This is a genomic window from Rhizobium hidalgonense (assembly GCF_005862185.2).
GTDB classification, from domain to species: Bacteria; Pseudomonadota; Alphaproteobacteria; order Rhizobiales; family Rhizobiaceae; genus Rhizobium; species Rhizobium hidalgonense.
Map to the genome: position 1 here is coordinate 402,184 of NZ_CP054029.1, position 19,986 is coordinate 422,169.

The following is a 19,986-nucleotide window of genomic DNA, read 5'->3' on the forward strand; positions in this document are numbered from 1 at the left end:
AGAAGGCGCCGCCGGGTTTTCTGCTATTTGTAGGGATCTGCCGCATCACGCAAGCCGTCTCCCAGAAAGTTGAACGCCAAAATGACAAGAACAACAGGAATGATTGGATAGAGCAGCCAGGGATAAAAGGCGATGACACTGACGCTTTTTGCCTCGGTCAGCAGAATGCCCCAACTGGTGATCGGCGGGCGAAGGCCGAGGCCAAGGAAGGAGAGCGCGGTTTCGCCGAGGATCATGCCGGGGATCGAAATCGTCGCCGAGGCAATCAGATGCGACATGAAGCCCGGCACCAGATGCCGGCCGATGATGCGCGGCGTGCTGGCGCCCATCAGTTGCGCCGCCTGGACGTAATCCTCCTCGCGCAGCGCCAGAAGCTTGGAGCGCACGGCGCGCGCCAGCCCCGTCCAGTCGATGATGCCGAGAATGACGGTGATGCCGAAATAGATGACGATCGGACTCCAGGTCACCGGCATGATGGCGGCCAGCGCCATCCACAGCGGCAGGCTCGGCAGCGATTGCAGCACTTCGATCAGGCGCTGGACGACGAGATCGAAAATACCGCCCCAATAGCCGGCAAGGCCGCCAATGACGATGCCGAGCACGAAGCTGATCGATATGCCGATCAGACCGATCGTCAGCGATATCCGCGCGCCGTAGAGGATGCGCGACAGCACGTCACGGCCGAGCCGGTCGGTGCCGAGCAGGAACATCTGGCCGCCGATCGACGGGCAGACCAGATGATAGTTCGAGGCGACGACACCCCAGAATTTATAGGCATCGCCGCGGCAGAAGAAACGGATCGGCTGCACGTCGTTCGGCCTGTCGGTATAGACACGGTGCAGCGTGTCGAGATCGAGCGTCATGCTGCGACCGTAGACGAAGGGTCCGACGAACTCGCCCTTGTCGAAGAAATGGACGCGCTGCGGCGGCGCATGGATGAAATCCACATTGCGCGTATGCAGGCCGTAGGGCGCCAGGAACTCGACGATCAGTATCATCAGGTAGACGGCGGCGAGAAAAATGCCGGAGATCAAGGCCAGCTTGTGCTGCTTGAACTTCCACCACATCAGCTGCTTCTGCGAAGCGAGATGGATGCGCGATTGCGCCGCCGTCATGGTCTCGGTCGCGTGCGGATCGAAGGGAGCGGTCGAAACGTAGTGCGGCAGCGGCGCGCCGGGTGCGGGAAGGGGCGACATTATTTGGTGCTCCTGCCTTGCAGACGGATGCGGGGATCGAGGAAGCCGAGTGCGATGTCGGAGATCAAAACGCCGATGACGTTGAGGAAGGCCAGGAACATCAGGAAGGAGCCGGCGAGATACATGTCCTGGCTCTGCAGCGCCTTGATCAGCATTGGCCCCGTCGTCTCCAGTGACAGCACGATCGCGACGATTTCGGCGCCTGATATGATCGACGGAAGGATCGAGCCGATATCGGCGACGAAGAAGTTGAGCGCCATGCGCAGCGGATATTTGAGCAGCGCCCGCATCGGATGCAGGCCCTTGGCGCGCGCCGTCGTCACATATTGTTTCTGCATCTCGTCGAGCAGGTTGGCGCGCAGCCGCCGGATCATGCCGGCAGTACCGGCCGTGCCGACAATGATCACCGGGATCCACAGGTGGGAGAGGATCGAGCGCGCCTTCTCCCAGCTCATCGGCGCCGAGATATATTGCTGGTCCATTAGATGGCCGATCGAGATGCCGAACCAGATATTGGCGAAATACATCAGGATCAGCGCCAGCATGAAGTTCGGAATGGCGATGCCGAGCAGGCCGAGGAAGGTCAGCCCGTAATCGCTCCAGCTATATTGGTGCGTGGCCGAGTAGATGCCGATCGGAAAGGCGATCAGCCAGGTGAGCAGGATCGTTGTGAAGGAGACGAGGATCGTCAGCCACAGGCGCTCGCCGACCACGTCGGAAACCGGCATCTGGTATTCGAAGGAATAGCCGAAATCGCCGTGCAGCATGCCGCCGACCCAGTAGAAATAGCGCACGATCTCCGGTTTGTCGAAGCCATATTGCTGGCGCATCTCCTCGATTTCCTGGAGATTGGCGGTTTCGCCGGAGGCGCGCAGCTCGGCGATCTGGCTCTCGAAGAAGTCGCCCGGCGGCAGCTCGATGATGGTGAAAACCAGCGCCGAAATGACGAAGAGCGTCGGCACCATGGCGGCCATACGCCAGAGTATATATCTGAGCACGCCTCAGGCCTCCTTGTACCAGAATGCATCCGGCATGTAGATGCCGAGATAGGAGGTGGGATCGAAGCCGTAGAGCGCTTTCTCCGGCAGGTTCTGCAGCTTGGCGGCGCGAAGGATCGGCTGCAGCGTGCTGTTGATCAGGCCGATCGAGAACACCTGCTGCGTATAGAGCGACAGCATTTTGTGCCAGATCACCTGGCGCTCCTCGAATTTCGCCGTCGAGCCCCATTGTTTGAGCAGGTCGACCAGTTCGGCCGCTTCCGGCAGGTCGGGGGCCGTGCCCTCCTGGCCGGCCGAGAGGTAATGCATGCCCCAGAGCGGCCATTGCAGCTGATCGTCGAGGGTCGGCGCCAGTCCCGAGGGCGACATGTCGGCTGTGGGAACGCCATTGTCGAGGCCGTACCAGATCGACATCATGATCGAGCCGCTCATGGCGCGGTTGCGGAAGACGTCGCGCTGCGAGGTGCGGGTATAGAGCGCAAGGCCGATATTGGCCCAGTGATCGTGCACCAGCTCCAGCACGTCGGTATCGAGATTGCTCTCGCCGGCGGTTTCGACGGTAATCTCGGCGCGCCGCCCGTCCGGCAGCAGCCTTATGCCGTCGTCGCCGCGCTTGGTCAGGCCGACCTCGTCGAGCAGGCGGTTGGCTTCGTCGGCATCGAACTTCACGAAGGCGTCGGCATATTCCTGCTTGAACAGCGGGCTGTCCGGCAGGACGGTATCGGCGCTCGGCGTGCCCAAGCCATAGAAGGCGACCATGTTGATCTCGTGCCGGTCGATCGCCAGCGACAAGGCGCGGCGCAAGCGCACGTCGCGGAACAGGCGGCGCCATACCTCGTCGGCGCAGTTGAGGTTCGGCAGCAGCGTGATGCGCGAGCCACGCGCCACCTTCCAGAGATTGACCTTTACCGGGAAGCGCTTCTCGGCCTCCTTGAGGAAGGTGTAGTCGTTGAAGTCGATGCCGGTCGCCTGCAGGTCGGCCTCGCCGGCACCCGCCTTGGCGGCGATGATCGACGAGGAGGAGACGTTGAGGATGAACCGGTCGAGATAGGGCAGCTGCCTGCCGGTCTCGTCGACGCGGTGAAAGAACGGGTTGCGTTCGAAGACGAATTGCTCGGCCGGCAGCGGCGTCGTGTTGCGCCAGGGATCGAGCGTCGGCAGGTTGGGATTCTCCGGCCGGTAGGAGCGGGCCATCTTGATGTGCAGGTCCTGCCATTTCTTGACGCGGCTGGCCTGCATCATCTGTTCCATCTTCGCCTGGTCGGGCTGGAACTTCTTGTGGAACTGCTTGAGATAATGTGCCGGCCCGACGATGACGAGCGGGATGGGGCCGGCGAGCGTCGGCAGGAACATCGGGTTGGGTTTGTCCCAGCTATAGCGCACCGTCAGCGGATCGAGCACCTCGAAGCGCGGCAGATTGCCGTGCGGGCGCAACTCCAGCGCGCCGCCGCCGGGCGTCAGCTTGTCGTTCAGGATGACGTCTTCCCACCAGTAGCGGAAATCGTCGGCCGTGAACGGCTCTCCGTCCGACCATTTATGGCCCTCGCGCAGCGTGAAGGTGAAGACCGTGTCGTCTTCGGAGTGGAAATCGGCGAGAATATCAGGCTGGAACTGCAGGTGCTTGTCGTAGCCGATCAGACGGGCATAACCGTAGATCGTCATGAAGCGGATGTCGCGCTGGCTGCCGATGATGGTGCGCACCGTGCCGCCGTAGCTGCCGGGTGCAAGCCCCATCTCCTTCAGGTTGACGATGCGCGGGCGGGCGGGAATCCGCTCGGCCATCGGCGGCAGGCTGCCCGAGGTCAGCCGCTCCTTGAGAAACTCCGGCTCGCCGGCCTGTTCGGCCCGAAGCACGGCCGGTGCGATCGCCGCACCGACGAGACCGCCCAGAAAAATGCGACGCGTCACCATCAGCGCAACTCCCTGGCATCGGCGCCTTTGCGGGCGCGCACCAGATGGCCATCGCCGAGATCGGCATAGGCAAGCTCGGAGGCGTCGTCATGCTCGGCGGTGAAGGTCGCGCCCCAGTTCTGTTTGTCGGCGGCGCCGTTTTCGCGCAGCGCCTTGAAATCGAGCGGCCGGTCGAGATCGGGGAAGGGGACGGCGGCAAGCAGCGATTTCGTATAGGGATGCACCGGATCGCGCAGGATGATCTCGCGCGGCGCGATCTCGACGATCCGGCCCTTGCACATCACGGCAATGCGGTCAGCCATATAATCGACGACGGCGAGATTGTGCGAGATAAACAGATAGGTCAGCCCCAGCTCCTTCTGCAGGTCCTTCAACAGGTTGAGGATCTGCGCCTGGACGGAGACGTCGAGCGCCGAGACCGGCTCGTCGAGGATGACGAGTTTCGGGCCGAGTGCAAGCGCCCGGGCGATGCCGATGCGCTGGCGCTGGCCGCCGGAAAAACTGTGCGGGTAACGGCTGAGATAACGCTTGTCGAGGCCGATCGCCGCCATCAGCCCTTCGACCTTGCGCTTGCGCTCGTCGCTGTCGCCGCGGTCGTGGATCTCCAGCGGTTCGCTGAGGATATTGCGCACCGTCATACGCGGCGAGAGCGAGGAGACCGGATCCTGAAACACCATCTGGATCTTGGTGCGCATATCCTGCAGGGCTTCGCCGCGCACGGACAGCACGTCGATCACGTCCTTGCCGTCGTTGAATACCACCGCGCCGCTGTCGGGTGTGACGGCGCGCATCAGGATCTTGCTGAGCGTCGTCTTGCCGCAGCCGGATTCGCCGACAAGGCCGAGACACTCGCCGCGGCGGATGTCGAAGCTGACATCGTCGACGGCGTGCACGATGGCGGCTTCCTGCTTGCCGAGCAGACTGCGCTTGCGCGTCTTGTAGGTCTTCGAGAGGTTGGCGACCGAAAGCAGCGTGCCCGGCGCTTCGGCCTGCAGCGGCTTCTTCTTGCCGACCAGCGTCTCGAGATTGACCGGCACGTCGCGCAGCGCCTTCAGCCGCTCGCCGGGTTTCATGTCGAAATGCGGAACGGCGGCCATCAGCGCCTTGAGATAGGGGTGCTGCGGATTGCGGAAGATCGCCTCGACCGGGCCGGCTTCCATGATCTCGCCGTGATAGATGACGACCACCTCGTCGGCCATGTTGGCGACGATGCCGAGATCGTGGGTGATGAGCAGCATCGCCATGCCGAGCTTGGCCTGCAGGTCGCGCAGCAATTCGAGGATCTGCGCCTGGATCGTTACGTCGAGCGCCGTCGTCGGCTCGTCGGCGATCAATAGCGCCGGCTTGCAGATCAGCGCCATGGCGATCATGGCGCGCTGGCGCATGCCACCGGACAGTTCGAACGGATACATGTCGTAGGTGCGGTGCGGATTGGTAAAGCCGACGAGGCCGAGCATTTCCTCGGTCTTTTCACGCGCTTCCTGCTTGTCGATCTCGGTATGGATCAAAAGCGCTTCGCTGATCTGGTTGCCGACGGTATGCAGCGGCGACAGCGAGGTCATCGGCTCCTGGAAGATCGTCGCCATGCGCTTACCGCGCAGATCGCGCATCTCTTCGCTGTCGCGCGGCAGCGACAGGATATCGGTGGTGCTGCCGTCGAGCGGATCGGTAAACAGGATGCGGCCGGAGGCTCTGGCCGGGTTGGGCAGGATGCCCATCACCGACTGGCTGATCACCGATTTGCCGGAGCCGGATTCGCCGACGAGCGCGGTTACCTTGCCCGGAAGGATGCGAAGATTGGCTTCCTTTACGACGCGTAGCCGGTCGCCGAAAACCGAGAAGGAGACGTCGAGATTTTCAATACGCAACAAATCGGCTGCAGACGCCATACCAATGAAATTCCCCAGTCTTCTGTGTTCCCTTTAAGGCACACTATCGTACCGCAAACGGGGTGTCTAGCAGATGACAATCAAAGGAAAACCGCCACATCTCGCCGAAGTTCCCCAGACGAGACGCGCAGATTCAGAGCAGGCGTTCGAGGATTTACTGGATGAACTTCTCCGTGGTTGTGCGCTCGACGTTTTTCTTCGCGTCCCGGTGCAGGAGAATGACCTGCTCGGCTTCGGAAAGCCCGTTCTGCACCGCCTCGCGGAAGCCCTGGTCGACGTTGATCTCGGGGGCCGGCGCCCGCGGCTGCAGCACCGTCACCTTCTGGCGGATGCCGCGCAGCTTCTCTTCGCCGAGCGTCGTCCATTCGCCGCCGCAATAACCGGCGAAGGCCTGGCTGGCGACGACCTCGCGGCCGTATTTCTTGGTCAGGATCTGCAGCCGCTGCACCTCGTTGACCGCCGAACCGAAGGCGGAGAAGGTCAGCCGGTCTTTCAGGCCGACATTGCCGAACATGACGTTGCCGACATGCAGGCCGATGCCATAGCCGACCTTGCTGAGGCCTTTCGCCTCGCGATCCCTGTTGAGTTCGGCGACCCGCGCCTGCGCCTGATGGACGGCGGACAGCGCTGCCTCGCAGGCGATTTTCGACGGGTCCTTGTGACGCCCGCAGGGATAGACGGCGAGGAAGCCGTCGCCGAGGAAGCTCAGAATCTCGCCGCCATTGCGGTTGAACGGCGCGGCGATCGCGTCGAAGAACTGGTTCAGCGTGTCGATATAGGCCTGGCGGCCTTCCTTTTCGGCATACATGGTGGATTCGCGCATGTCGCCCATGACGAGGGCCGCGCGGATCGTCTCGCCGTCGCCGCGGCGGATCTGGCCGTTCAGCACCCGCTTGCCGGCGTCGCCGCCGAGATAGGTGGTCAGCATGTTGTTGGCGAGTTTGCCGAGCACCGCCATCTTGGCGGCGACCGCCAGATGGTTCTGCATCCTGAGCAGCGCGTCGATCATGTCGTCGGTAAAGCCGGTGTGATGGTCGGTTGACCACGAGCCCATCATGCCCTGCACCGAACCGTCGCCGAAGGGCTGCACGAAGGCGAGGTAATCGGTGATGGCGTCCTTGCGCAGGTCTTCGAAGATCGGGAATTCGGCCGGACCTTCCTGCATCAGCCGGCGGCGGATGTGCTGCAGATTGTTGTCGAGGAGGTAATAATAGGGGCTCTGCAGAAAACGGTCCGGCTTCTGCCCTGCCGGCATGCGGAAGCCCTCGATGGTGACGCCGCTGGCGCGCCGCCAGGTAAAACTCAGCGCGTCATAAAGCGGATGCAGCATCGAAAAGGTCAGATGCACGCGCGCGATCGGCAGGCCGGCGGCCGCCAGCCTTTCGCAGAAGCCGCGCACGATATTTTCAAGCTCGTCTCCAGCCAGCGAAGAATTGGTCAGCCATTCAGCAACCCGATCCAACAGGATGGACGACACGCTGGATTCGATCGTGCTCATTCTCGGTATGATCCTCATTAAGGCACGCCCATCCCCAAGAGCCAAAAATCCCCCGGCCGGCACATTGTCATGCGCAGGTCAAAAGGAAATCAGCATGTACGAGCGGTATTATTTGTCAACGATCTGCCGAGAGCCCGACAGCAGCACCCCTCTGCTCCCCGGGCGGAGATCGGACGGGTAGTCCTTTCACGGTGTTCATTATCAAAGTCAAAATAGGGATGCTGCAAATGCGAAACAATGGGACGTGGATTTTTTTGTGCGCTCAAGTTGCAGCAAAGGGTGGCGGCGGGGCATTTTGGCCACACCCGGCTAAGGGGTTTTCGATGTGGGTTATCGGCGAGACCAACCCTCGCCCGCTCTAAGGCTGCGGGCTGGGGTGGAGAAACGTGGCCCGCCTGGGCCGACGAATGGAGGCGGGCGCCGACGTCGAAGTTTGGCAGAAACAGACCCCATACTCCGTCATCCCAGGCCTTGAGCCTGGGATCCATGCTTTCTGCCGGTGTGGAGCCGGCGTGGGTCCTCGAATCAAGCCCGAGGACGACGGAGTGTGGGGTGGCTTTTGGAGCAAGGCAGCGAAAATACCGGGTGCGGCTGCGACTTTTACGTGAACTTTGCCGGCACCTTCATCAGCTCTACGGGCACCGACCCAGGTCGAGGTGACCGTAGCCGGTGAGTAGCCATTGGCGTAAACAGGGGTAGCACCGCTGGGGAAAAGAGGAGCCGGGTTTAATTTGCTCGGATCATGCACTAGATCAGCTTCCTCTTTTCCGTTTGAAAGATCCCGCCTTGGCCATCTCCACCTTCGACACGCTTTTGCAGAAGATCGAAACCCGCGCGGCGCGTGCCGGCGTCATCGGGCTCGGTTATGTCGGCCTGCCGCTGGCAATGGCGGTGGCGCGCAGCGGTTTTGCGGTCACGGGCTTCGATATCGATCCCGGCAAGATGGTGGCGCTCGATGCCCGCCGCTCTTATATCGACGCGGTCAGCGATGCAGCACTTGCCGCCGAGATCGAGGCAGGGCGCTTCCAGGCGACGACCGATTTCGCCGGCCTTGCGGCCTGCGACGTCATCATCATCTGCGTGCCGACGCCGCTGACCAAACATCGCGATCCCGACCTTTCCTTCGTCGAGGCGACGTCGCGCTCGATCGCCCAGCATCTGCGCCCCGGTCAGCTCGTCGTGCTGGAATCGACCACCTATCCCGGCACCACCGACGATATCGTCAAGGTGATCCTCGAAGGAACTGGGCTGAAATCCGGCGCCGATTTCTTCGTCGGCTTCTCGCCGGAGCGCGAGGATCCCGGCAACCAGCATTATCATACCGCCACCATTCCAAAGGTCGTCGCCGGCGATGGCGCCGACGCGCTGTCGCTGATGAAGGCCTTTTACGGTGCGGCGGTCTCGACCGTCGTTCCGGTCTCGTCCAATGCGACGGCCGAGGCCGTGAAGCTTACCGAAAACATCTTCCGTTCTGTCAACATCGCCCTCGTCAACGAGCTGAAGACCGTCTATGCGGCGATGGGCATCGATGTCTGGGAGGTGATCGACGCGGCCAAGACCAAGCCCTTCGGCTACATGCCCTTCTATCCCGGCCCCGGCCTCGGCGGCCATTGCATCCCGATCGATCCTTTCTACCTCACCTGGAAATCGCGCGAATACGAGCTGCCGACCCGCTTCATCGAGCTCGCCGGCGAGATCAATTCGGCGATGCCGCGTTATATCGTCGGCAAGCTTGCCGAAGCGCTCGACATCCGCGCAGGCAAGGCGCTGAGCCGCAGCCGGGTGCTGGTGCTGGGGCTCGCCTACAAGAAGAACGTTGCCGATATAAGAGAGAGCCCGTCGCTGCGGCTGATCGAGATCATCGAGGAACGCGGCGGACGCGCCGATTACCATGATCCCTTCGTTGCCGAAATTCCGCCGACGCGGGAATACCAGGCGCTGAAGGGCCGCAAATCGGTGTCGCTGACGCCGGAGGCCATTGCCGGCTACGATGCGGTGCTGGTCGCGACAGACCATGACAGCGTCGATTATGCTGCGCTCGCAGAAAGCGCTGCGCTGATCGTCGATACGCGCAACGTCTTCAACCGGCTTGGACTTTCGGCCGACCAAGTCATCAAGGCGTGACGGAAACAGCCGAAAGCGATTTGCCGGTCATCCGGCTGGCGGCGACGGCATAGCCGCCTGATGCGCCGTCGATGAAATGCATGTGGTCGCGCGAAATCGGCGTCGGCACGAAGCAGGTCATCAGCGCCGAGGCCTGGCGATGCAGGCCGTAGCGGGCAATGCCCTTGGCCTGCGCCGCTTCCAGCAGCGTCTCGATCCGTTTCAGGTGCTCGGCATCGACGTCGACGGTCATCTTCAGCCCGTCGTCGAATTTGCGGAAATCGGAATTGCCGGCGACGTCGCTCTTGTAGCGGCGCGCATCGAAGCGGCCGAGCGGGATGCCGAGCTTGTAGCATGCCACGGTGATGGCAAGCTGCAGGACGATGATGAGCTTCTGCCGCAGCCGCCTTTCGGCCGGCGCGGTAGCCTTGGCCTCGCGATTGATGCCCTTCAGCGAGAAGGCGAATTTCGGGCCGTTGGCCGGCACCGGATGGCTGCCGCGGTTCTGCTCGGCGGTGATGGCGACGATGCCGTTGACGAGGGCGCGGAATTCTTCACCCGGCCGGCCTTCGCCGGGCACGGCGATGATCGAGACGATTTCGCCGTTCTCGGCTTCGATCGGGCTCCAGCGGCAGGAGAGGCCGGTCAGATCCGGGCGGGTTCCGGCCGCCGCGCGCTCGACGGCGTAACGGCCGAGCTTCATCTGTCTTTCCGCCCAGCTGGTGCCGCCGCCCCAGAACATCGCATAGGTGACATGCGGGCTGGCGGAATATCGCGCGACCCGCACGTCGAGCCCTTCGGCGCGGGTGTCAGTGACCGGTACGATGGCGATGCGCAGCATCAGGCCGAGATCCTCCTCCACCCAGACCTGCACGGCGGCGAGAGCATCGCGCGCCGCCTGCTCCAGCGAGCCCGGAAGCGCGATCAGGGCGCCGTCGCCGCCGAAGACGAAGGGATAGTCGCCCTTGCCGACGGCATTCAACACCGCCGATATGACGCTGGCGCCCGCCATGTTGACGTCCTTGTAGCGGCCGCCGGCGATTGCCTGCGTCGAGCCGACGATGTCAGCAAGCGCCAGCACCCATCCCTCGGGCAGCGGCCGATAGTTGGCGGCATCGGTCACGCCCTCGAAGGCGCTGAACAGCGGCACGGCGGCAAAGAATTCTTCGTCGGTCACGGTTTTCATGTCATCGACCTTAGCACAGACCCATGTTGCCACTGCAACGCCATTTCCCATTTACGGCAATCGACTTGGCAAGGTTTCATGTGTTAGCACCCGCGGACGATTTTTCATCACGGATACGGATTAGATGAGCCGCCTCGACAGCTTCATTCGCCGGTTGACGGCCCAACGCGACATTCTGAACGCGATCATCGATCTGGTCGGCGAAATCGAGGGGCCGGTGCTGGAATTCGGCCTCGGCAACGGCCGCACCTATGATCACCTGCGCGAAAATTTTCCCGGCCGCCGCATCGTCGCCTTCGACTGGGAGGTCCGCTCCTATTCGGCCTCGACACCGGATGCAGAGGACATGGTGACCGGCAATATCCGCGAGTCCGGCCAGGCCTTCCTCGGCATTGGTGCCGCCCTTGCCCATGCCGATATCGGCACCGGCCATGATGAGATCGACGCGGTGACGCTGACCTGGCTGCCGCAACTGATGGCCGGCGTGCTTGCCCCAAACGGCATCGCCGTCAGCGGCCTGCCGCTGGAGCATGCGCAACTGGTGGCGCTGCCGCTGCCGGAGGGGATCAAGGAAGGGCGTTATTTTTTGTATCGCAGGACATAAGCGATTAGGCGCAGCCATTCTTTGTTCTTTTCGCTCCCGCATCTTCCGTGGGGCGCCCGGCAAGAAATGCGCTCTCATCTCGACCCGGTGTTGGGCGTGTGATTCTTTTCCTCAACGGCTTCGACCGCGCCCAGCGCGAGCACCTGGAGAGCTTGAGGCTGTTTGGGATGCTGCGGGAGAATAAGTATCACGAGCACGCGCGAGCAGAGGCGAAGAAACTTGTTTGAGGTGGAGCGAATATGAGGGCGAGACCGGATATTGGAAATTAATCTCAGATGGCTATGCTGCCTCTTGGAGCATATCGTCTGGTTTTCAGCCTGGCTTGCGACTGATCGGTATGTTGACCAATTTTGGATCGGAGACTAGGGCCATCACAGTGTCTATGTCTGCAGCATTGAGGAGCGATCCACTTACGTCGAGATTGCCGAATAACGCAAACTACCGGCGGATTGATACTAGGGGCGTTGCCGCGGATCGAAAGATTTATGTTCGATGTCGCGCTCGCTGATCGATCTAGCCTTGCCGTCGAGAAAGCGACGTCAACGATCCGTTTTCAGGATGTAAGCCTACGGCAAAAACAGCACATTATACTGCTCAAACTCCCCCGGCAGATCCCGTACCTTCATCTCCACTTCGCGATCCTCGAACAACACGAGGCAATCCTCGTAGAATCCTGACAGCATCGATATGAAGGCCTTCGTGCCCTCTGGCCCATAAAACAGCGGCGTGAATTCCATATGCAGCGGCACGCGGCGGGCAAGCAGCGGCTGCATCGAGCGGCAGGCGACCGGCTCGTAGCCTTCGATATCCATCCAGACCAGGCCGATCGAAGCGGGATCGATCGAAAGGTCGGCGAGGATCTCGGAGACCGGTTTTACCGGCACGCTGATCTTCCTGTCGGTCGGGCTCTGGCGGATGGCGCTGCTTTTGCCGTGATTGTTGAGGTTGAGGAAGAAATCGATCTCGCCTTCGTGCTCGCCGGCGGCGCAATTGAGGAGCCGGACCTTTTGCTCCAGCCGGTTCTGGCGGATGTTGCGTTCAAGCAGCGGGAAGTTGCGTGGGTCGGGCTCGACGCTGACAACATGGGCGTAGGTGTTGCTGAGCGCGAAATAGACGGTCTGGGTGCCGATATTGCCGCCGATTTCGAGCAGCGTCGCATCCTTTCTGAGCAGTCCGCGCTCGCGCAGGATGACGATCAGCCGGTCGACGGCGGCGCGCTCGAAATGGCCCTTCCGGAAGACCTTGCGGCCGATATAGTCGGCGGGCGAGAAGGTCATCAGATGATCGCCGGCATCGACCGTCATCGAGACGACGCGCGGGCCGATATTCTCGATCAGCAGCCGGCGGCCGAAGCGGGTGTCGAAGAAACGCGAGGCGGCTCTGTTGCGCGCCTTGCGCAGCCGGCGGCTCCAGTATTTGGTGGTGAGCCACGGTTTGCCGGGCATCAGTCTTTTCCTTCGAGCGGTGCTGCCGCTTTCTCTCGCGGGATGACATAGACTTTCAAAGGCAGGGCCCGGCCGCGCACATTGATTTCGCGACTCTCGATGCCGGAAAGATCGGCGCCGGAAAGGTTTGCCACCGGCTCGGAGATGACGATCGCCGCTTCGAATTCCTTGGCCGCACTTTCCAACCGGCTCGCGACATTCACGGTATCGCCGATCGCCGTCATGCTGCGCACCCGCCCGTAGCCCATCGTGCCGACGACGGCGGGGCCGGTGTGAATGCCAATCGCGATGCGCAGCGGAAGCGCCAGTTCCTCGGCGAGTTCGGCGGCGAGTTTCTCGATCTCGGCGACGATTGCCGCGGCGGCGGTGAGCGCCTGGCGGCAGGCCTGTTCCGGCGCGGTATTGAGGCCGAAGAGCGCCATGGCGCCGTCGCCGATGAATTTGTCGAGCCGGCCGCCCGCCTGTTCCACCGCCTTGCCGATGATGGCGAAATAGCGGTTCAGCAGGAAGACGACGTCGAAGGGCAGGCGGGTTTCGGTCAGCGTGGTGAAATGGCGGATATCGACGAAGAGCACGGCGATCTCGCGCTCGCGGCCAGGGCTGGTCTCCTGGCTGTTGGCGGGAAGGGCGGCTTCGACCGCCGGCACGAGCAACGGCGCGACCGCGAGGTCGCGGTCGGGGCGAAGCTGGCAGGCAAGCCGGACATCCGCGCCGGCATTGATGCGTCGGAGCGTCGTCTGTTCCATTTTGTCGGGGGTGGGCAGGCCTTCGTAATCGCCGAGGATCTGCACGCGGCAGGTGGAGCACTGGCCCTTGCCGCCGCAAACGGAATAATGCGGCAGGCCGCCGAGCCGGCTTGCTTCCAGCACCGAAAAGCCGCGCGGCACACGGATTACCTCGCCGCCCGGATAATGCACGGCCACCTGGTCGAGCCGCTCCTTCAGCTTGCGCCGGGCGCGGGCGACGACGACCGTCAGCAGCGACAGCGAGAATGCGCCGTAGAGCAAGGCACGGATCTCGGCAACTTCGCGGCGAACCTCGGGGTTGGAGGCGAAGTGGCTGTTGACGGTCGCCTTGTAAGGACTGTTGGCGACGGCCTGCTGGTAGGATGGGTCGGCGAGCGTGCGGCCCATTTCGACGAAGCCGAGCAGCGACAGAACCGGCACGAGGATCGCCAGCGCCAGCAGCAGCGGCGCGAAGTCCGGGTACCAGGGGCGATAGCGCAGCCAGAAATGCAGGCCGATGCAGCCGTGGATCCAGACGGCGATAACACCGAGCCCCTGCCGCAGGCCGTTTGCCGGGTTCCTGATCCACAGCGTACTGACGACCGTCTCGTAGTCGTCGACATAGCCGTAGAGCTCGTGGGCGATGCGTGTGCCGATGACATGATCCATGAGAAGCAGCGGGATCATCAGACCAAGCACGATCTGCGCCATTTCGCCCTTTGGCATGACGAGGCTGCGTCTGACATAGATGGCGCGCAGCACCAGTGCGATGTGGACCAGAACCGACGAATAGAAGATCGCCGTGCCGAGAGGATTGCGCCAGATCGCCATGAACAGGCGGGCGACCTTATCGGCGGCGGAGACTGAAATCAGGCCGATCGCATGGTTCGACAAATGCATGAGGACGAAGACGAAAATGACGAGGCCGGAACCAAGCCTTGCCCTTCTGATCAAGCGCTCCGAAAAAATCCCTGTGACTGAGGCCGTCGTCATTCATTCCCGTTCTTGTCGATGCAACCGCAGGCCCATAGAAATTGAGAAGGAGGCGGAATTGCTTCCAGCGCGATCACATTCCATATGCTTATGCGCAAGTTTTCGGGAATTGGACAATAGCGGAGTTGCGCCAGCGGGCATGCCGGGTGGAAACACTGTGTCTTTACGTGAGGGTCGTGAATGCGGGTGGCTTTTTACGCGCCGATGAAATCGCCGAACCATCCGGTGCCGTCGGGCGACCGGCTGATGGCGCGGCTGTTGATCCGGGCGCTGGAGATTGCCGGCCACGAGGTCGAGGTGATCTCCGAATTCCGCAGCTATGCCGCGACACCGGAGGCGGCAGCCGCCCTCGAACCGGCGATCCGCGCCGAGCTGCAGCGGCTGCGGGAAAAATGGTCTTCCGGGCCGCTGCCCGAGCTCTGGTTTAGCTACCACCTCTATTACAAATCGCCCGATTCTTTCGGGCCGGTGATTTCGGCCGAATTCGCCATTCCCTATGTGACGGCCGAAGCCTCCTACGCGGCAAAACGCGACCGAACCGGCTGGGCCGCCCAACAGAAGCGCGTCGGCGACGCGATCCTGAAGGCGGCGGTCAATATCAGCTTCACCGAGCGCGACCAGGCGGGCCTTTCGGCCGCCTTTCCGCAGGCGCGGCTTGCCCGCCTGAACCCCTTCATCGACACGGCGCTGTTCGCGAGCGTGTCGCCGGCCCCCGATCCGCTGCAACTGATGACGGTAGCGATGATGCGTGCCGGCGACAAGATGGACAGTTATGCGATGTTGGCAAAAGCGCTGCGGCTGATCGAAGACCGGCCCTGGACGGTTGCCGTCATCGGCGATGGTCCGATGCGGCACGAGGTGCAGGCGCTGTTTGCCGGTTTCCCCGCGGGCCGCATCGAGTGGCTGGGCGAGCGGAATGCGGCTGAAATCGCCGGCCTGCTTGGGCGCGGCGGCCTTTATGTCTGGCCGGGCTGCGGTGAGGCCTACGGCCTTGCCTATCTGGAGGCCCAGGCCGCCGGTCTGCCTGTCGTCGCGCAGGAAACGGCGGGGGTGCCCGCCGTGGTCGAGGCTGGGGTGACCGGCTTGCTGACAAGGGATGGTGATGTCGCCGCCTATGCCGCGGCCGTGGCTGCCCTGCTGGACGACCGGGAAAGGCGCGACGCCATGGGGCAGGCGGCGCGGCGCTTCGTGCTCGAGGAGCGCTCGCTGGCGACGGCGGCCGAGCGGCTGGACGGAATTTTGTGGGATTATGCAGCAACAGGAGCGATGAGATGACCGACAGCAAGAGCTGGGAGCCGCTGCGCCGCGAACTCGATCGCTGGCAGGCCGCCGGCCGCGTAGCCCGCTTCTGGCTGCGGGACGACGATGCGATCGAACCGACGCCTGATCTGGAGACACTGCTGGCATCGACCGGTGACAACGCGGTCCCGCTGACGCTCGCCGTCATTCCCGGCCTGACCGGAGAAGCATTGGCGTCGCGGCTGGCGGAGGAAGCAGGTGTCAGCGTCGCGGTGCACGGCTGGTCGCATAGGAACCATGCCGGGCCGGAGCGGAAAAAACAGGAACTGGGGGCCGAGCGGCCGGCGGAAATCGTGCTCGGCGAGCTGGGCGACGGGTTCCGGCTGCTGCAGGGGCTCTATCCGGCCCGCTTCCTGCCGGTGCTGGTGCCGCCGTGGAACAGGATCGACGCCGCCCTCATCCCGGCACTGCCGGATCTTGGCTTTGCAGGGCTCTCGGTCTATGGGCGGGCAAAGCAGGGCGGGCCGATACCGCTTCTCAACACCCATGTCGACATCATCGATTGGCACGGCACGCGCGGCGGCCGAGCCGAAGAGGAGCTGGTGGCAGAGCTGGTGGTGGAGCTCAGCGACCGGTTTGCCGGCAGCGACGAGCCAATCGGCGTGCTCGCCCACCATCTGGTGCATGATGCCGCGGCCTGGGATTTCCTGTCGGCCTTGTTTGCGGTGACGAGCCATCCCGCCGTCCGCTGGTTGCCGGCGTCGGCACTTCTCGAGCGTTAGAGCAGCAGCAATCAGCCGGCATGAACACGCCCGAGGAAGTCTCGCATCAACGCTGCGACATCACCCAGATGCGTCTCGAGCAGCCAGTGGCCGCCGCCGAGCAGATGCAGTTCGGCATCCGGCAGATCGCGGAGATAGGCTCGCGCCGATTTTTCCGGCATGTAGTGGTCGTGAGGCCCCCAGACGATCAAGGTCGGAGGCTTGTTTTCGCTGAGGTATTTCCGGTGTTGCGGAAACCAGGCCCGGTTCTCCTTCAGCCCGGCGATCAGATCGATGGCGATTTCCTTGCGCCGCGGTGTCATCAGCGACCAATGCAGCTTCCAGAGATCGGGGGGGATGGCGTCGGCAAGGTGCGGCGGCAGGTCGTTGAGAAATTCCTCTTGGAAGACCTCCTCGCTGATCGTCTCGGCCAGCAACTTCCTCATCTCCGCTCGCGGAAGCGCCCACGTCGCCTCGATATCCGCATATTTCGGCCCGAGGGCATCCTCATAAGGAATATCGCCGTTCTGGATGATCAGCGCCACGATGCGCTTCGGATCCTTGATGGCCAGCCGGGCACCGATCGGCGAACCGAAATCGTGGAGGTAGAGGGCGAAGCGGTCGATCTCCAGCGCGCCGGCAAAGGCCTCCAGCCAGGCGGCGTAGCCATCGAAGCTGTAGTCGAAATCGTCAGGCGTGCCGCTATAGCCAGCACCCGGGAAGTCCGGCGCAATCAGCCGCCAGCGGTCCGCAAGCCGCGGCATGAGATTGCGGAATTCATAGGAGGAGCAGGGATATCCGTGCGGCAGCAGCAAGACCGGAGCATCGTGCCGCCCGGCTTCGCGATAAAAGGTCTCGACGCCCGCGACTGTGATGCGGCGATGCCGAACGAGGGCGGCCATCGCAGGCCCGCCGCCGCTCATCTTCGGTCTTCCTCATGCTGCGCGGCGCCCTCGACCGGCCGCAGCCACGGTTCGCGGCGTTTGATCCACAGTTCATAGCCCGGAACAAGCGGCGTTGGCGCCTCGGATAGGATGCCGAGCTTGATTTCCGCCTCCTCGTCATCGACGGAAAACAGCCGTGAACCACAGCCGGTGCAGAAATGCCGGCCTTTGAACTCGCGGGTTTCCCCCGTGTGCTCAAATTGGCCGGCGGGCCAGATTCCATAGAAGGTGAAGGCCGAACCGCTTTCCTTCCTGCAGTCCATGCAATGACAGATACCGACGCGTAAGGGCTCGCCGCGAACAGAGATGTGCACCTGCCCGCAAAGGCATTGTCCGGAAATTACGCTCATGGCTGATACCCGTTTCGACATTCTTGCGATGCCGGGAAAACGGTCTGGCCCGGGATCGGTTCCGCAAGAAGCCCCTGCGCGGGCCACAGCAGCCGGCAAAAGCGGCCTGCAGCGATCAGATCACAACGGTCTGATTGTCGCGGGCGGCGAAGGATTCGGGGAAGGCGGCCTGGGCCTGGGCTTCCATCTCCGCCAGTTGCTCGTCGGTGCGCGAGGGGGCGTGGTGGAACAGGGCGAAGCGTTTGGCGCCGGCGATCTTTGCCAGTTCGGTGCCGTGCTGCCAGGTCGAGTGGCCGAAACCCTTGAAACGCTGCATCTCGTCTTCGTTGTAGGTGCAATCGTAGACGACGAGGTCGGCGCCCTGCATCATCTCCAGCGAGACCGGGTCGTAAGCGCCCGGAATATGCTCGATGTCGTAGATCAGCGCGACCGAACGGCCCTGCCATTCGATGCGGTAGCCGATGGCGCCGCCCGGGTGGTTCAGCATGAAGGTCTTGATCTCGATGCCCTCGTGGGGCGTCAGCGCCTGGCCGGGATGGAAGTCGCGGAAGTTCATCGTCGCCTGGCAGATGTCGGTCTTGACCGGAAACCAGGGCGGGCTGATGAACTGCTCGACCATTTCGCGCGTGCTCATCTTGCCGTCGAGATGGCCGGACCAGATGTTGACGTTGATCGAGGGATAATAGATCGCCTTGAAGAAGGGCAGACCGATGATGTGGTCGTAGTGACAGTGACTGAAGAACAGGTCGACATCGCTGACGCCGTCGGCGAGCAACGACAGGCCCGCCTCGCGCAGGCCGGAGCCCGCGTCGAAGATCATCCTGTGTTTTCCGCAGCGAATTTCGATGCAGGACGTGTTACCGCCGTAGCGGTCGAACTCGGGGCCCGAAACGGGAATACTGCCGCGGACGCCCCAAAATTTTACCTGAAACAGTTCTATCGTCATCTTTCTTCAAACCGGCCTTCCCGCATCGCCATCGTAATCATAGTTTATCCCGATGCGAAGCAGCAGAATTTCACGGGTTTGCCTGTGTCCCCTTTCATTCTCCTAACCGCTAGCGGAAGAAGGAGTAGATTTTCCTAAGCAATCGGCTTTCGCGTCGGAAAGCAACCCAGTATGGTTGGTTTTCGGTAAACGGGCTGCTGGGGCGGGGACATTTCCCGTAACTCATGCCTATTAGATGGTTGCGCGCGATTGAAAAAACAATTGCCGCCGTTCTAGGCCCGAATCCACTGTCACTGCGCGCGTCAAGGTCTCGAGAACGCCCTGCAGCCACTGGCTCCGTTCGCGGGGCGTGGACGGATTTTTCATCCCGGCCTCAACCGGAGACCCCGGTATCATATGAGAAAATTGTGTTCGTTCTGGCACGAATGTTTCCTTGATCGGCGTCGGCGAAAAGCGATATATCGGATGATATGAGAAATATAAGAGACTCGGTGATGCTGCAGCCTGTCGTGAACGAGACCATCGCCGAGAGCAGTTACCGGCGCATTCGCGCCGACATCATTTTCGGGCGGCTGGCGCCCGCTCAAAAACTCAAGCTGGAAAGCCTGAAGGAGTCCTACGAGACCAGCATCAGTACGCTGCGCGAGGTGCTGAACCGGCTCTCCTCCGAAGGGCTTGTCGTTGCCGAAGGACAGAAGGGGTTCGAAGTCTCGCCTGTGTCGGTTTCCGACCTCGAGGAGACGGCGGCCATGAGGCTGCTGCTCGAGAGCCATGCCTTGGAGCAATCACTTGCGCGTGGAGACGTGGAATGGGAGGCGCCGCTGGTCGCGGCCCACTACAAACTGGCGCGGATGGAAAAGGTCATGGCATCCGGCGATACCAGCCGGGCCGAGGACTGGAAGCGTTACGACTGGGAGTTTCACCAGGCGCTGATTTCCGCCTGCGGGTCGAAACTGCTGATGCAGACCCACTCGGTCATCTTCGACAAATATCTGCGATATCAGATGGTTGCCCTGTCCTACCGCGGCGACGTCGCCGCCGACGAACATCAACAGCTTTTGGATGCGGCCTTGCGGCGGGATGCGGAGACCGCCAAGCGGGTGCTTGCCTTCCATATTCAAGGCGGGGTCGAACATGCCTTGGCGCGGGGAACGTTGAAATGACAGCGGACGCTCGTCGGGCCATCACACCAGGAAAA

Annotated in this window: 16 protein-coding genes and 1 pseudogene; 6 read left to right on the plus strand and 11 right to left on the minus strand. The window is 62.4% G+C overall.

What is annotated here, in order from left to right:
* Positions 1–23: 23 nt before the first annotated feature.
* The 5 genes from FFM81_RS30690 to FFM81_RS30710 all read right to left on the minus strand — a co-directional run bounded on the left by FFM81_RS30690 (position 24) and on the right by FFM81_RS30710 (position 7,492).
* Complete coding sequence (locus FFM81_RS30690) at positions 24–1,196, minus strand: ABC transporter permease (RefSeq protein WP_003563482.1); 1,173 nt, start codon at positions 1,194–1,196, stop codon at positions 24–26.
* Positions 1,196–2,194 (minus strand): ABC transporter permease, encoded by a 999-nt coding sequence (locus tag FFM81_RS30695; protein ID WP_003563480.1) that lies wholly within the window; start codon positions 2,192–2,194, stop codon positions 1,196–1,198. Before FFM81_RS30695 ends, FFM81_RS30690 begins: the two co-directional genes overlap by 1 nt.
* A gap of 3 nt (positions 2,195–2,197) precedes the next feature.
* Positions 2,198–4,105 carry an ABC transporter substrate-binding protein gene (locus FFM81_RS30700; protein ID WP_025419030.1) on the minus strand — a complete coding sequence of 636 codons (1,908 nt, stop codon included), beginning with the start codon at positions 4,103–4,105 and terminating at the stop codon, positions 2,198–2,200.
* Positions 4,105–5,994, minus strand: coding sequence for an ABC transporter ATP-binding protein (locus FFM81_RS30705; RefSeq protein WP_003563476.1), 1,890 nt, complete (start codon positions 5,992–5,994; stop codon positions 4,105–4,107). Before FFM81_RS30705 ends, FFM81_RS30700 begins: the two co-directional genes overlap by 1 nt.
* 154 nt (positions 5,995–6,148) lie before the next feature.
* On the minus strand, positions 6,149–7,492 hold the full coding sequence (locus FFM81_RS30710; RefSeq protein ID WP_025419029.1) for an adenylate/guanylate cyclase domain-containing protein: 1,344 nt from the start codon (positions 7,490–7,492) through the stop codon (positions 6,149–6,151).
* Positions 7,493–8,278: 786 nt separating this feature from the next.
* Between FFM81_RS30710 and FFM81_RS30715 the strand changes: the two genes are divergently transcribed.
* Positions 8,279–9,616: a nucleotide sugar dehydrogenase gene (locus FFM81_RS30715; protein ID WP_003563472.1), complete on the plus strand. Its 1,338-nt coding sequence runs from the start codon at positions 8,279–8,281 to the stop codon at positions 9,614–9,616.
* Here FFM81_RS30715 and FFM81_RS30720 read toward each other — a convergent pair.
* Entirely contained in the window at positions 9,606–10,781 is a 1,176-nt protein-coding gene (locus FFM81_RS30720; protein ID WP_138385814.1) for a DUF3095 domain-containing protein, read from the minus strand. The two genes, FFM81_RS30715 and FFM81_RS30720, sit on opposite strands and share 11 nt — an antisense overlap.
* 124 nt (positions 10,782–10,905) lie before the next feature.
* Between FFM81_RS30720 and FFM81_RS30725 the strand changes: the two genes are divergently transcribed.
* Both FFM81_RS30725 and FFM81_RS33395 read left to right on the plus strand, forming a co-directional pair.
* The gene (locus FFM81_RS30725) at positions 10,906–11,385 is read left to right on the plus strand and encodes a class I SAM-dependent methyltransferase (protein WP_138385813.1); all 480 of its coding nucleotides are present in this window, start codon (positions 10,906–10,908) and stop codon (positions 11,383–11,385) included.
* Between the two features lie 92 nt (positions 11,386–11,477).
* A pseudogene (locus FFM81_RS33395) lies at positions 11,478–11,612 on the plus strand (RDD family protein); the annotation flags it as partial.
* 339 nt (positions 11,613–11,951) lie between these two features.
* Here the strand turns inward: FFM81_RS33395 and FFM81_RS30730 are convergent.
* Together FFM81_RS30730 and FFM81_RS30735 are read right to left on the minus strand one after the other, a co-directional pair.
* On the minus strand, positions 11,952–12,830 hold the full coding sequence (locus FFM81_RS30730) for an FkbM family methyltransferase (protein ID WP_138385812.1): 879 nt from the start codon (positions 12,828–12,830) through the stop codon (positions 11,952–11,954).
* Positions 12,830–14,548 (minus strand): adenylate/guanylate cyclase domain-containing protein, encoded by a 1,719-nt coding sequence (locus FFM81_RS30735; RefSeq protein WP_138385811.1) that lies wholly within the window; start codon positions 14,546–14,548, stop codon positions 12,830–12,832. The genes FFM81_RS30730 and FFM81_RS30735 overlap by 1 nt, the downstream gene beginning before the upstream one ends.
* Before the next feature lie 180 nt (positions 14,549–14,728).
* On the opposite strand from FFM81_RS30735, the gene FFM81_RS30740 reads away from it, so the two are divergent.
* Entirely contained in the window at positions 14,729–15,823 is a 1,095-nt protein-coding gene (locus FFM81_RS30740) for a glycosyltransferase family 4 protein (RefSeq protein WP_138385810.1), read from the plus strand.
* A complete protein-coding gene (locus FFM81_RS30745; protein WP_138385809.1) occupies positions 15,820–16,569 on the plus strand; it encodes a polysaccharide deacetylase family protein in 750 nt (249 codons plus the stop codon). Before FFM81_RS30740 ends, FFM81_RS30745 begins: the two co-directional genes overlap by 4 nt.
* Before the next feature lie 11 nt (positions 16,570–16,580).
* Here the strand turns inward: FFM81_RS30745 and FFM81_RS30750 are convergent, their stop codons facing one another.
* The 3 genes from FFM81_RS30750 to FFM81_RS30760 all read right to left on the minus strand — a co-directional run bounded on the left by FFM81_RS30750 (position 16,581) and on the right by FFM81_RS30760 (position 18,788).
* Positions 16,581–17,450: an alpha/beta fold hydrolase gene (locus FFM81_RS30750; protein WP_173883897.1), complete on the minus strand. Its 870-nt coding sequence runs from the start codon at positions 17,448–17,450 to the stop codon at positions 16,581–16,583.
* A gap of 17 nt (positions 17,451–17,467) precedes the next feature.
* Positions 17,468–17,842 (minus strand): GFA family protein, encoded by a 375-nt coding sequence (locus FFM81_RS30755; RefSeq protein ID WP_138385807.1) that lies wholly within the window; start codon positions 17,840–17,842, stop codon positions 17,468–17,470.
* Positions 17,843–17,957: 115 nt separating this feature from the next.
* Positions 17,958–18,788, minus strand: coding sequence for an MBL fold metallo-hydrolase (locus tag FFM81_RS30760; protein WP_003563445.1), 831 nt, complete (start codon positions 18,786–18,788; stop codon positions 17,958–17,960).
* A gap of 494 nt (positions 18,789–19,282) precedes the next feature.
* Between FFM81_RS30760 and FFM81_RS30765 the strand changes: the two genes are divergently transcribed.
* A complete protein-coding gene (locus tag FFM81_RS30765; protein ID WP_097534414.1) occupies positions 19,283–19,951 on the plus strand; it encodes a GntR family transcriptional regulator in 669 nt (222 codons plus the stop codon).
* Positions 19,952–19,986 lie beyond the last annotated feature (35 nt).